Source organism: Arthrobacter sp. BC5 (genome assembly GCF_056680255.1).
This window is the reverse complement of the sequence record NZ_CM155273.1, coordinates 1,966,213-1,978,589: the sequence shown is the minus strand read 5'-3', so window position 1 is coordinate 1,978,589 and position 12,377 is coordinate 1,966,213. Positions and strand designations below refer to the sequence as shown.

Sequence of the window (12,377 nt, the reverse complement as noted above, 5' to 3'; positions counted from 1 at the left end):
GGCGACATAATGGACCGAGCAGGTAGGTCTCAGCCTCGGGAGTTGTTCAATATGCGGTGTCTCACTGGTCCCTGGATCGTGCATGCGTAGGGACGCCGCTGCGGAGTGGATACGCGCCGCGACGGAGCGTCTCACCATCAGCCGGTCGGTCGTCCTCTGCCAGTTTCCCCTGTCCCTGATCGTCGTCGTCGTGGCCCTCACGGCTCCGATCCTCCGCCCGGGACTGCTGTCGAACCGCACGTTCGAACTCGGGTTCTCGATCATCCTCGTCCTGCTGGGACTCTGCGTCATGGTGCCTTGGCGGGAGTTCCCGCGGCGCAGCCTGCTGATCGTCCCCATCCTCGACTTCTTCGCCATCGCACTCGTACGGGACGGCGCGATGCAGACGCAGCCGGGCCTCGGCGTCCTCGTCGTCTTCCCCGTGTTGTGGCTGATGCGCTCCTCGCTCCCCACCTGGGCGGGCCTGGCCCTCACCTTCGCCGGGTCCCTCCTCGTGACAGCATGGCCGCTGGTCGGCGCGTTCGACCCTGCTCTTCTGCACTCCTACCTCGGCGTCCTGCTCCTGCCGGTCGTGATGCTCAGCATCGCCGTCGGCATGCGCGTCATGAACTCCAGGACCCAGGCCCGCGAACAGGAGCTGGAACGCAAGGAGCGAGACCTCAACGAACTCCTCCGCGCGGCGATCGACCGCGAGCGGGTCCTCACGGCGATCCTCAACACGGTCGACGTCGGGCTGACCGCCGTCGACGCCCACGGCACCACCACGCTCACCAACCGCCAGCAGGAACTGTTCAACAGGCTGATCGTCGGAAGCGACGACGGTGACGGTGAGACCGGGACGCTCATGTTCGGGCCCGACAAGGTCACGCCGCTACCCCCGAACCGGCGTCCCGTCTACCGTGCGCTCACGGGTGAGACCTTCGCCGACCAGCTCATCTGGGTGGGTGACGGCGAGGCGCAGCGAGCGCTCTCGACGGCGGCACGGCCCATCAAGGACGCCGACGGCGGAATCACCGGCGCCTTGATCGCCTGCAGCGACGTCACCGAACTCGTGGATGCGGTCCACGCCAAGGACGCGTTCATCTCCAACATCTCGCACGAGTTCCATGCACCGCTCACCTCGGTGCTCGGGTACCTCGAACTCGTTCTGGAGGATGAGCACCCACTGCCGGCTCACCTGCTGGGATACGTCGACGTGGCGGGACGCAATGCCGAGCGCGTCCTCCATCTCGTCGCGGACCTCCTCTCGACCGCCGGCGACCGCGTGCGGGTCCACCCGCGGCCGGTCGACCTCGCGGCCCTCATCGAGATGAGCGTCCGGTCGAACCGGCTCCGGGCCCAGAAGAACGGCGTCAAGCTGAAGACCACCACGCAGAGCCCGCTGTGGACACTCATCGACCCCCTGCGCATCTCCCAGGTGCTCGACAACCTGCTCTCGAACGCGATCAAGTACTCCCCGGGGGGCGGCGTGGTCAGCATCCGGGCGGAGGAGACGGAGTCCGCGATCAACCTCCACGTCGATGACAGGGGCATGGGCATGACCGAGCAGGAGGCCCGACAGGTGTTCTCCCGCTTCTACCGGACTCCCGGAGCACGCCGCGCCGATATCGACGGCGCCGGGCTGGGACTCGCGATCACCAAATCCATCGTGGAGAGCCACGGAGGCGTCATCCATTGCGTCAGCGCGCCCGGGAAGGGCAGCCGCTTCACCGTGACCCTCCCCGTGAACGGCGAGGTCAGCCGCACGGCCCAGGACTCCCTGGAAGAGTCCGTCTAGGTGGTTCTCGCCCTCGCCGGCGGCATCGCGACCGCCCTGATCACCTACGCGGTGTCCGGCCTCGCCGACAGGGACCCGCGCACGGTCCTGCCGCCGTCCTGGCGGCTGCCCCTCGCACTGCTGGCCGGCCTCCTGGCCGGCGCAGGATGCGCGGCCACCGGTGAGTGGTGGAACTGGCCGGTGGTGGCCGTCCTTGCCGTCTTCGGCGTCCTGCTCGGTGCCATCGACGCGCGGACCAAGCTGCTGCCGAACGCCGTCCTCCTCCGCTTCACCGCGGTGACACTCCCCGTGCTGCTCCTCGCGGCGGCTGCCAGCGGCCACTGGGCCGGCCTGCTGGGCGCCGCGACGGGAGCCGCCGGCCTCTTCGCCGTGTACTTCGTGCTCGCGCTCATCTCGCCGGCGGGAATGGGCATGGGTGACGTCAAACTCGCCGCCGTCCTCGGGCTCATCGGCGGCTGGGCAGGGGCCGCGGCCTGGATGGGCACGCTCCTCGGCGGCTTCCTCCTGGGCGGCCTGGCCGGCGTGGCTGTCCTTGTGGCACGCCGCGGATCGCGCGGGTCCACCTTGCCGTTCGGTCCCGGCATGCTGCTCGCCGCGTTCGCGAGCCTCGTCCTGCTGGGCTAGTTCCGTCCCGTCCCGGACGGATCCAACCCGTCCCGGCCGGATCGGCCGGTCCCGGACGGATCCATCCCGTCCGGGAGCGACGCCTGTCCGGCGTCGCCCGCCGTGGAACTGCCGGAGGACGACGAGAGGTGGCCCGCGTTGCGGCGGGCGCGCGTGAGGTCCGCGCGTGCGGCGAGTTCACCGTCCCCGGGGTAGGCGATCTCCTCGAGGACGAGCGGGTGCGGAGCGGCCAGGATGGACCGGGCGTCCTTGAGGCGGGCGGCGAGCCTCTCGGCCAGCCATTCCGGCGGCATCTCCCCGGACCCCACGCGAAGCGTCGATCCGACGAGCGCCCGCACCATGTTGTGGCAGAACGCGTCTGCCTGCACGGTCGCGGTGATGGCGCCGTCGTGCCCGCGGACGAACTCGTACCGCTGCAGCTCGCGGATGGTGGTGGAGCCCGCGCGGGGCTTGCAGAAGGCGGCGAAGTCCTGGATGCCGAGCAGATGCGCGGCGCCCTCGTTCAGCAGCGCGACATCCAGCGGGGCCGGGTACCAGAGCGTGGTGTGGCGGCGGAGCGGGTCCTGGCCGGACGTCAGGTCGGCTATGGCATAGCTGTACCGTCGCCAGAGGGCCGAGAAGCGTGCGTCGAACCCTTGGGGGGCAGGCGTGGCGGAGCGCACGACGACGGCGGGCACCGAGTTCCTGACGGACCGCCCCCGGCCGGTCATGCCGTCGGTGAGCTCACGGTTGATGGTGCCGGTCAGCCGGCGGAGGAACGCATGCGCCGGGTCCAGCTCCCGGCCCCGCGCCATACCGTCCCATTCGGCGGTGGTGAGGTCGGCATGCGCCACCTGGCCCCGAGCATGCACGCCGGCGTCGGTCCGGCCGCCCACGGTGAGCCGCACCGGCCGGCGCAGGAGCATGAAGAGCGCGTCCTCGAGGACGCCCTGGACGCTCGGGAGCCCAGGCTGCAGCGCCCACCCGGAAAAGGGCGCGCCGTCGTACGCGATGTCGAGCCGGACACGCAAAAGCCCGCCGTCCCCTGAAGGGACAGCGGGCTCGAGCGTGGTCATGGCGTGGATCGGGGCGGAAGAATTACTTCTTCTCGTCCTCGACGGTGCCTTCGACGACGACGACCTCGTCGGTGCCTGCTTCGGCGTCGACCGTGGTGTCCTCGGCGGCGACCTCTTCGGCGGACGATGCCGAGTCGGCGGACTCCGCCGACTCTACGGAATCTGCCGACTCGGGCGAATCGACGGACTCAGCGACGGGCGCTGCTGCAGCGGCGGGAGCCTTGGCCTGCTCGGCCTCGGCCACGACGGACTGCTTGGCGGACATCGGCTCCAGCACCAGTTCGATGACGGCCATGGGAGCGTTGTCGCCCTTGCGGTTGCCGATCTTGGTGATGCGGGTGTAGCCACCCTCGCGGTTGGCGACGGCAGGTGCGATGTCCGTGAACAGCTCGTGGACGATGCTCTTGCTGCTGATGACACCGAGGACGCGACGACGCGACGCCAGGTCGCCCTTCTTCGCGAACGTGATGAGACGCTCAGCGTAGGGGCGAAGGCGCTTTGCCTTGGTCACCGTGGTGGTGATGCGCTTGTGCTCGAACAGTGAGGCGGCCAGGTTGGCGAGCATCAGGCGTTCGTGCGCCGGACCGCCTCCGAGGCGTGGGCCCTTAGTGGGTGTGGGCATGGTGATTTCTCCTCATTAGGTGTCCGTCCCGCCGCTTCGACAGCGGCGGGCGGACAGATAGCGTTTTAGAGCTCTTCGTCGCCGTAGGCGGCGTCGTCCTCTTCGATGGCTGCAGCGCGGGCGGCAAGGTCGAAGCCTGGAGGGGAATCCTTCAGGGACAGACCGAGCTCGACGAGCTTCGCCTTGACCTCGTCGATGGACTTCGCACCGAAGTTGCGGATGTCCATGAGATCGGCCTCGGAGCGTGCGACGAGTTCACCCACGGAGTGGATGCCCTCGCGCTTGAGGCAGTTGTACGAGCGGACCGTCAGTTCGAGGTCCTCGATCGGCAGCGCCATGTCGGCAGCAAGCGCTGCGTCCGTGGGCGAAGGCCCGATCTCGATGCCCTCGGCAGCGGTGTTCAGCTCGCGGGCGAGGCCGAACAGCTCCACCAGGGTGGTGCCTGCGGAAGCGACGGCGTCGCGCGGGGCGATGGCATCCTTCGTCTCGACGTCGACGATGAGCTTGTCGAAGTCGGTGCGCTGCTCCACACGGGTCGCCTCGACGCGGAAGGTGACCTTCAGGACCGGCGAGTAGATCGAGTCGACCGGGATGCGGCCGATCTCGGAGTCGCCGGACTTGTTCTGCGAGGCGGACACGTAGCCGCGTCCACGCTCGATGGTCAGTTCGAGCTCGAACTTGCCCTTCGAGTTGAGGGTCGCGATGTGCAGGTCCGGGTTGTGGAACTCGACGCCTGCGGGAGGCGCGATGTCCGCAGCCGTGACGACGCCGGGTCCCTGCTTGCGCAGGTAGGCGACCACGGGCTCGTCGTGCTCCGAGGAGACGGCGAGGTTCTTGATGTTCAGGATGATCTCGGTGACATCCTCCTTCACCCCGGGGACGGTGGTGAATTCGTGCAGCACTCCGTCGATGCGGATGCTGGTAACCGCGGCACCGGGGATCGAGGACAGGAGCGTGCGGCGGAGCGAGTTGCCGAGGGTGTAGCCGAAGCCGGGCTCGAGGGGTTCGATCACGAACCGTGAGCGGTTGTCGGCGACTACTTCTTCAGTCAGGGTGGGGCGCTGTGCAATGAGCACGTACATTTCCTTTCAGGAAGCATCCGCTATATGACGCTTCTAAATGGGCGGGACTGCTGGTCGGCCGGCTCGGGATCTGCTGCAACGGCACCGAACCGCCCTGCCGGACCCAGCGGGTCCTGCAGGGCGGCACGGTGACCGGAAAGCCGATTAGACGCGGCGGCGCTTGGGCGGGCGGCAGCCGTTGTGAGCGCTGGGGGTGACGTCGGAGATGGATCCGACCTCGAGGCCGGTGGCCTGCAGCGAGCGGATCGCGGTCTCGCGGCCCGATCCCGGACCCTTCACGAAGACGTCGACCTTCTTGACGCCGTGCTCCTGTGCGCGCTTGGCAGCGGCTTCGGCAGCCATCTGCGCAGCGAACGGGGTGGACTTCCGTGAGCCCTTGAAGCCGACCTCACCGGCGGAGGCCCAGGAGATGACTGCTCCGCTGGGGTCCGTGATCGAGACGATCGTGTTGTTGAACGTGCTCTTGATGTGCGCCTGGCCGAGCGCGATGTTCTTCTTATCCTTGCGACGCGGCTTACGCACCGCTCCACGAGTCTTGGGGGGCATTACTTCTCCTACGAAGGTATTGGGTAGAGCATTGAGTCGGATCGAATCCCGCCGGAGGTCCTACGAACAGGGTCCTCCGCTGGCGAGGTCCCCTGGCGTGACGAGCGCTGGCGCGTCACCTCAGGGAGCCAGTGGGGTTAGCGTCCGACCTTCTTCTTGCCTGCGACCGTACGCTTCGGACCCTTGCGGGTACGCGCATTCGTCTTCGTACGCTGTCCACGTACGGGAAGGCCGCGGCGGTGCCGAATGCCTTCGTAGCTGCCGATCTCGACCTTGCGGCGGATGTCGGCTGCGACCTCACGACGGAGGTCACCCTCGACCTTGAAGTTGCCTTCGATGTAGTCGCGGAGCTGGACCAGCTCGACGTCGGTGAGGTCCTTGACGCGCGTGTGCGGGGAGATCCCCGTGTCGACGATCGTCTTCTCTGCACGGGTCTTGCCCACGCCGTAGATATAGGTAAGCGCGATGACTACCCGCTTTTCGCGGGGGATGTCTACGCCAGCGAGACGTGCCATAGTGGCGGTGCTCCTTTGGTGATACCGGAGGTCTGGAGCAGAACGTCCCCGGAACAGGTGTTCCGGTCCCCGGCCTCCGAGCCGGGGGTGTACATCCCGTCAGGGATGCTGTTCTGCCGTTGAATGTACTTCTACGCGCGGGAAGAGCCTCGGGAAGAGGTTCTTAGCCCTGGCGCTGCTTGTGGCGCGGGTTCTCGCAGATGACGAGAACGTTGCCTTTGCGGCGGACCACCTGGCACTTCTCGCAGATCCGCTTCACGCTCGGGTTGACCTTCATGGTTTTCCTTCGAGTTGATTCTTATTTGTAGCGGTAGACAATACGGCCCCGGGTGAGGTCGTACGGGCTGAGTTCCACTACGACCCGGTCCTCAGGAAGGATTCGAATGTAGTGCTGGCGCATCTTTCCCGAGATGTGGGCGAGAACAATGTGACCGTTGGCCAACTCAACGCGGAACATCGCGTTGGGCAGCGCCTCGTTCACAGTGCCTTCAATCTCAATGACACCGTCTTTCTTGGCCATATCCTCCGCTAACGTCTATGCCCGCCACTTGCGTAGCGGACGGGTTTGGGGTTTTGATTGTCACACCCGCGGGGAGCCGGAGCTCCGCTCGCAGGGAGGTCTCAGGGGCCCCATTGGGCACGAAAAGCAGAGACAACCAACAGACGACTCTACGCTACTCTTCCCCGATAGTTAAATCCCGCCGGCCCGGCGTCCTGGACACGCTGATAGCGATGGGCGCCGGCCGGTACGACGAAGGTCCCGCACGTGCGTGCGGGACCTTCGTCGTACCGGGTTCGTGCAGTACGGGGCTCGTGCGGTACGGTGCCGGTGCTCAGCCGCCGAGCGGAGCCGGCGTGACCCCCAGCGGCTCGAGCCGCGAGGCTCCGCCATCCGGGGCGGAGAGGACCCAGATGCCGCCATCGTGCACCGCGACGCTGTGCTCCCACTGCGAGGCGCGCTTGCCGTCCGTCGTGACGACGGTCCAGTCGTCGTCGAGCACTGCTGTCTCCAGTCCTCCCTGCACGAGCATGGGCTCGATCGCGAGGCACAGGCCCGGGCGCACCTTCGGGCCGCGGTTCGAACTGCGGTAGTTCAGCACGTCGGGCGCCTGGTGCATCTGGGTGCCGATCCCGTGGCCCACATAGTCCTCGAGGATCCCGAGCGCGGGTCCCGGCGCCGAGGAGACGTAGTCGTCGATCGCGGCGCCGATGTCTCCGACGAACCGGGCGGTGGCCAGGGCGGCGATCCCACGCCACATCGCCTCCTCCGTGACCTCGGAGAGACGGACGTCCTCGGGACGCGGTGTTCCGACGATCACCGTGCGCGCGGAGTCGGAGTGCCACCCACGGACGACGGCGCCACCGTCGATCGAGATGATGTCGCCGTCCTGCAGGATGCGGCTTCCCGGGATGCCGTGGACGACCTCGTGGTTCACCGACGTGCAGATGCTGGCGGGGAACCCGTGGTAGCCGAGGAAGTTGGACGTGGCGCCCTCCTCGCGGAGGACCTCCTCGAACACCTCGTTCAGTTCGGCCGTGGTGACGCCGACGGCGGCTGCAGAGACAGCGCGGTCCAGCGCCCTGGACAGCACCAGACCGGCCTCACGCATCACGAGCATCTGGCTGGTGGTCTTGTATTCGACCTTGGGCTGGCGGAACATGCGGTGGTCCTAGCTTGCTACCTTGAGGGCCGCCATCACGCGTTCGGTGACGCCGTCGATGCTACCGATACCGTCGACCTTCGTGACGATCCCACGCTCGGCGTACCGCGACACGACTGCTTCGGTCTGGTCGTGGTAGAGGCCCAGGCGGTGGCGGATCACCTGCTCGTTGTCGTCCGACCGGCCGTCGAGCTCGGCCCGCCCGAGGAGGCGCTTGACGAGCTCCGCGTCGTCCGCGGTCAGCTGCAGCACGACGTCGAGCTCGAGCTCGTTCTCGCGGAGGATGTCGTCGAGCTCGTCGACCTGCGCCGCGGTCCGCGGGTAGCCGTCCAGCAGGAAGCCGTCCTGGACGTCGTCCGCCGCGAGGCGATCGCGCACCATGCTGTTGGTGACGCTGTCGGGAACGAAGTCGCCGGCATCCATGAACTTCTTGGCCTCGACGCCGAGGGGCGTCTCGCGCTTGACGTTGTCGCGGAAGATGTCCCCCGTGGAGATGGCCACGACGCCCAGGCGCTCGGAGATCCGCGCGGCCTGCGTGCCCTTGCCCGAACCGGGAGGACCGATGATCAGCATTCTCGTCAACGCAACAACCCTTCGTAGTGACGCTGCTGGAGCTGTGCGTCGATCTGCTTTACCGTCTCGAGGCCCACGCCGACCATGATGAGGATCGAGGTGCCGCCGAACGGGAAGTTCTGGTTCGCGCCGATGGCCACGAGGGCGATCAGCGGGATCAGCGCCACGAGCCCCAGGTAGATGGCACCGGGCAGCGTGATCCGGGACAGCACGTACTGCAGGTACTCCGCCGTCGGGCGTCCGGCGCGGATGCCGGGGATGAAGCCCCCGTACTTCTTCATGTTCTCGGACACCTCGTCCGGGTTGAACGTGATCGCCACGTAGAAGTAGGTGAAGAAGACGATCAGCAGGAAGTACATCGCCATGTACAGCGGGTGGTCCCCGCTGGTCAGGTAGGTGGTGATCCAGTTGACCCATGCGGGCGGCGCCGTGCCGTCCTGGGGAGTGTTGAACTGCGCGATCAGGCTCGGCAGGTACAGCATCGAGGACGCGAAGATCACGGGGATGACGCCGGCCATGTTGACCTTGATCGGGATGTACGTGCTGCTGCCACCGAGGGTGCGGCGGCCGACCATGCGCTTGGCGTACTGCACCGGGATGCGGCGCTGGGACTGCTCGACGAAGATCACGAGGGCGACGACGACGACGCCCATCGCGAGGACGAAGGCGAACACCGTGGCGCCCTGGGTACGGAGGATCTCGCCCAGCGAGGTGGGGAAGCCGGCGGCGATGGCCGTGAAGATGAGCAGCGACATGCCGTTGCCCACACCGCGCTCGGTGATGAGCTCACCCATCCACATGATGAGGCCGGTACCGGCCGTCAGCGTGATGATGAGCAGGATGATGGTGATCAGGGAGTCGTCCGGGATCAGGGGCACTGGGCAGTTGCCGAGCAGCGCGCCCGATCGGGCCAGCGAGACGAGTGTGGTCGCGTTCAGCAGGCCCAGGGCGATCGTCAGGTAGCGCGTGTACTGGGTCAGCTTGGACTGGCCCTGGGCGCCTTCCTGGTGCAGCTCCTGGAAGCGGGGAATGACCACCCGGAGGAGCTGCGTGATGATGCTCGCCGTGATGTACGGCATGATGCCCAGCGCGAAGATCGAGACCTGCAGCAGCGCTCCGCCGCTGAACAGGTTGACGAACTGGTAGAGGCCGCCTTCGGTGTTGCCCAGGGCGAGACACTGCTGGACGTTCCCGTAGTCGACACCCGGAGCGGGGATGAAGGCCCCGAGGCGGAAGATGGTGATGATTCCCAGCGTGAACAACAGCTTGCGCCGCAAGTCTGGCGTCCGGAATGCCCGGCCAATAGCGCTAAGCAAGCGTCCTCCTGAAGGTCTGTTGGTCCTGAGGCGGACCGTACACAACAACCGAGTCTAACGGTTGGTCACCCGTGCGAGAGAACCGCGGGGTGAAAAGTGGCCGAAGCCGAAAAAAGACTCCTGGTGGGCTGATACAGCCCTGCCCACCAAGAGTCTAGTTCCAAAGTGCCATGGATCACAGCCGCCCCCTCCCCCGCGCTCGGCGGGAGAGGGGCGGCCGAGCGATCTACAGCTCGGTGACGGTCCCGCCGGCTGCGACGATCTTCTCTGCAGCAGATGCTGAGAAGGCGTCCGCCGAGACGTTGACGGCCACGGTGATCTCGCCGGTCCCCAGCACCTTGACGGGCTGGTTCTTGCGCACGGCACCGTTCGCCACCAGGCTGTCCACGGTGACGTCGCCGCCAGCGGGGTACAGCTCGGAGAGCTTGTCGAGGTTCACGACCTGGAACTCGACGCGGAACGGGTTCTTGAAGCCGCGCAGCTTGGGAAGGCGCATGTGCAGCGGCAGCTGGCCGCCGGCAAATCCTGCCTTCACCTGGTAGCGGGCTGCAGTTCCCTTGGTACCACGGCCTGCAGTCTTACCCTTCGAACCCTCACCACGGCCTACACGGGTCTTCGCCGTCTTGGCTCCGGGGGCGGGACGCAGGTGGTGGACCTTGAGTGCGTGGACGCGCTCGGCCTTCGCCTCGGGTGCGGCCGCAGCCGCGATGTTCTTCTCTGCCATTAGTTGGCCTCCTCAACCTTCAAGAGGTGCGGAACCGTGTTGACCATGCCGACGGTGACGGCGTCCGCTTCACGGACCACGGTGTGGCCGATCCGCTTGAGGCCGAGGGACCGCAGCGTGTCGCGCTGGTTCTGCTTGCCGCCAATAGCGGACTTGATCTGGGTGATCTCCAGCTTCGCCGAGCTCACGCGGACGCGCTTCGGGGTGATCGCGGTCATTACGCACCTGCCTTCTGAGCTGCGATCGCGCGCAGCATCTGGTGGGATGCGACCTCGTCGAGGGGCAGGCCGCGGCGGGCCGCGACTGCCTGGGGCTCTTCGAGTCGCTTCAGCGCGTCAACGGTTGCGTGAACGATGTTGATGGCGTTCGCGGAACCGAGCGACTTGGAGAGGACGTCGTGGATGCCGACGCACTCCAGTACCGCACGCACCGGACCACCGGCGATGACGCCGGTACCCGGGGAAGCGGGACGGAGGAGGACGACGCCGGCTGCTGCCTCGCCCTGCACCAGGTGCGGGACGGTGCCACCGATGCGCGGAACGCGGAACATCGTCTTCTTGGCTTCCTCGACGGCCTTCTGGATGGCGGAGGGAACTTCCTTCGCCTTGCCGTAGCCGACACCGACCATGCCGTTGCCGTCGCCGACCACCACGAGGGCGGTGAAGCTGAAGCGGCGGCCGCCCTTGACGACCTTGGCGACGCGGTTGATGGTGACGACGCGCTCGATGAACTTGTCCTTGTCATCATTGCGCCCGCCGTCACGACCGTCACGGCCACCACGGCCGCCACGCTCGCCACCGCGGGAGTTGCCGCCGCGCTCGCCGCCGCGGGAAGTGCCGCGGCCACGGTTCGCGTCAGCCGACGCGGTCTCAGTTGCGCCTGCAGCCGGAGCTTCGGCTGCTGGCTGCTCTGTAGCCGTATTCAATGGGGCTTCCTTTGCCTTGTTCTCCTCGGTCACAGTGCCAGCCCACCTTCACGTGCGCCGTCTGCGATTGCTGCAACGCGACCGTGGTACTTGTTGCCACCGCGGTCGAAGACGACAGCTTCGACACCGGCAGCCTTGGCACGCTCTGCAACGAGTTCACCAACGCGCTTGGCCTTGGCGGTCTTGTCACCGTCGAATGCACGGAGGTCCGCTTCGAGGGTGGAGGCTGATGCTACGGTCACGCCCTTGGTGTCGTCGACGACCTGCACGAATACGTGGCGGGCCGAACGGTTGACGACCAGGCGGGGACGGACGGCGGTGCCGGATACGCGCTTGCGTACACGGAGGTGCCGGCGTCCGCGCGAGGCGGACTTGCTCTTCGAGCTGCGCTTCTTGTTGATGCTCAGACCCATGGTTACTTACCAGCCTTTCCGACCTTGCGGCGGATGATCTCGCCTGCGTAGCGGATGCCCTTGCCCTTGTAGGGGTCAGGCCTGCGCAGCTTGCGGATGGTTGCAGCGACCTCGCCGACCTGCTGCTTGTTGATGCCTGCGACCGAGAGCTTGGTGGGGCTGTCGACGGTCAGGGTGATGCCCTCGGGTGCCTTGACGGCGACCGGGTGGCTGTAACCCAGAGCGAATTCCAGGTCGCTGCCCTTGGCCTGCACACGGTAACCCGTGCCCACGATCTCAAGGTTCTTCTTGTAGCCCTCGGTGACTCCGACGATCATGTTGGAGATCAGCGTGCGGGTGAGGCCGTGCAGCGAACGCGACTCGCGCTCGTCGTTCGGGCGGGTGACCGTGAGGGTGCCCTCGTTCAGGGAGACCTCGATGGGGCTGGGAACCGTGTGGCTCAGCTCGCCCTTCGAGCCCTTGACCGAGACCTCGTTGCCGTTGACCGCGATCTCGACACCAGCGGGAACGGTGATGGGGAGACGTCCAATACGTGACATTTTTC

Annotated in this window: 17 protein-coding genes; 2 read left to right on the top strand and 15 right to left on the bottom strand. The window is 66.8% G+C overall.

What is annotated here, in order from left to right; all coding sequences use genetic code 11:
* Positions 1-82: 82 nt before the first annotated feature.
* Both AC1MFI_RS09230 and AC1MFI_RS09225 read left to right on the top strand, forming a co-directional pair.
* The gene (locus AC1MFI_RS09230) at positions 83-1,777 is read left to right on the top strand and encodes a sensor histidine kinase (protein WP_479816319.1); all 1,695 of its coding nucleotides are present in this window, start codon (positions 83-85) and stop codon (positions 1,775-1,777) included.
* Positions 1,778-2,401, top strand: coding sequence for a prepilin peptidase (locus AC1MFI_RS09225; protein ID WP_479816318.1), 624 nt, complete (start codon positions 1,778-1,780; stop codon positions 2,399-2,401).
* Here AC1MFI_RS09225 and AC1MFI_RS09220 read toward each other — a convergent pair.
* The 15 genes from AC1MFI_RS09220 to rplF form a co-directional block, all read right to left on the bottom strand.
* Positions 2,398-3,456 (bottom strand): tRNA pseudouridine synthase A, encoded by a 1,059-nt coding sequence (locus tag AC1MFI_RS09220; protein WP_479816317.1) that lies wholly within the window; start codon positions 3,454-3,456, stop codon positions 2,398-2,400. The genes AC1MFI_RS09225 and AC1MFI_RS09220 overlap by 4 nt on opposite strands.
* 22 nt (positions 3,457-3,478) lie before the next feature.
* Positions 3,479-4,078, bottom strand: a complete 600-nt coding sequence (gene rplQ / locus AC1MFI_RS09215) for a 50S ribosomal protein L17 (protein ID WP_479816316.1) — start codon at positions 4,076-4,078, stop codon at positions 3,479-3,481.
* A gap of 65 nt (positions 4,079-4,143) precedes the next feature.
* The gene (locus tag AC1MFI_RS09210) at positions 4,144-5,154 is read right to left on the bottom strand and encodes a DNA-directed RNA polymerase subunit alpha (RefSeq protein ID WP_055769255.1); all 1,011 of its coding nucleotides are present in this window, start codon (positions 5,152-5,154) and stop codon (positions 4,144-4,146) included.
* Between the two features lie 150 nt (positions 5,155-5,304).
* Positions 5,305-5,706 carry a 30S ribosomal protein S11 gene (rpsK, locus tag AC1MFI_RS09205; RefSeq protein ID WP_026531448.1) on the bottom strand — a complete coding sequence of 134 codons (402 nt, stop codon included), beginning with the start codon at positions 5,704-5,706 and terminating at the stop codon, positions 5,305-5,307.
* A 137-nt stretch (positions 5,707-5,843) separates the two neighbouring features.
* A complete protein-coding gene (gene rpsM, locus AC1MFI_RS09200; protein ID WP_479816314.1) occupies positions 5,844-6,221 on the bottom strand; it encodes a 30S ribosomal protein S13 in 378 nt (125 codons plus the stop codon).
* A 163-nt stretch (positions 6,222-6,384) separates the two neighbouring features.
* Positions 6,385-6,498 (bottom strand): 50S ribosomal protein L36, encoded by a 114-nt coding sequence (gene rpmJ / locus AC1MFI_RS09195; RefSeq protein ID WP_043440658.1) that lies wholly within the window; start codon positions 6,496-6,498, stop codon positions 6,385-6,387.
* A gap of 21 nt (positions 6,499-6,519) precedes the next feature.
* The gene (gene infA, locus AC1MFI_RS09190) at positions 6,520-6,741 is read right to left on the bottom strand and encodes a translation initiation factor IF-1 (RefSeq protein ID WP_019481515.1); all 222 of its coding nucleotides are present in this window, start codon (positions 6,739-6,741) and stop codon (positions 6,520-6,522) included.
* 313 nt (positions 6,742-7,054) lie between these two features.
* The gene (map, locus tag AC1MFI_RS09185; RefSeq protein ID WP_479816312.1) at positions 7,055-7,882 is read right to left on the bottom strand and encodes a type I methionyl aminopeptidase; all 828 of its coding nucleotides are present in this window, start codon (positions 7,880-7,882) and stop codon (positions 7,055-7,057) included.
* 9 nt (positions 7,883-7,891) lie between these two features.
* Complete coding sequence (locus AC1MFI_RS09180; protein WP_479820836.1) at positions 7,892-8,455, bottom strand: adenylate kinase; 564 nt, start codon at positions 8,453-8,455, stop codon at positions 7,892-7,894.
* 5 nt (positions 8,456-8,460) lie between these two features.
* Positions 8,461-9,771, bottom strand: coding sequence for a preprotein translocase subunit SecY (secY, locus tag AC1MFI_RS09175; RefSeq protein WP_479816310.1), 1,311 nt, complete (start codon positions 9,769-9,771; stop codon positions 8,461-8,463).
* Positions 9,772-9,997: 226 nt separating this feature from the next.
* Positions 9,998-10,495, bottom strand: a complete 498-nt coding sequence (rplO, locus tag AC1MFI_RS09170) for a 50S ribosomal protein L15 (protein WP_479816309.1) — start codon at positions 10,493-10,495, stop codon at positions 9,998-10,000.
* Positions 10,495-10,713, bottom strand: coding sequence for a 50S ribosomal protein L30 (rpmD, locus tag AC1MFI_RS09165; RefSeq protein ID WP_400482724.1), 219 nt, complete (start codon positions 10,711-10,713; stop codon positions 10,495-10,497). The genes rplO and rpmD overlap by 1 nt, the downstream gene beginning before the upstream one ends.
* The gene (gene rpsE / locus AC1MFI_RS09160) at positions 10,713-11,453 is read right to left on the bottom strand and encodes a 30S ribosomal protein S5 (RefSeq protein WP_479816307.1); all 741 of its coding nucleotides are present in this window, start codon (positions 11,451-11,453) and stop codon (positions 10,713-10,715) included. Before rpsE ends, rpmD begins: the two co-directional genes overlap by 1 nt.
* Positions 11,450-11,833: a 50S ribosomal protein L18 gene (gene rplR / locus AC1MFI_RS09155; RefSeq protein ID WP_400482726.1), complete on the bottom strand. Its 384-nt coding sequence runs from the start codon at positions 11,831-11,833 to the stop codon at positions 11,450-11,452. The genes rpsE and rplR overlap by 4 nt, the downstream gene beginning before the upstream one ends.
* Before the next feature lie 2 nt (positions 11,834-11,835).
* Positions 11,836-12,372, bottom strand: a complete 537-nt coding sequence (rplF, locus tag AC1MFI_RS09150) for a 50S ribosomal protein L6 (RefSeq protein ID WP_479816306.1) — start codon at positions 12,370-12,372, stop codon at positions 11,836-11,838.
* Positions 12,373-12,377 lie beyond the last annotated feature (5 nt).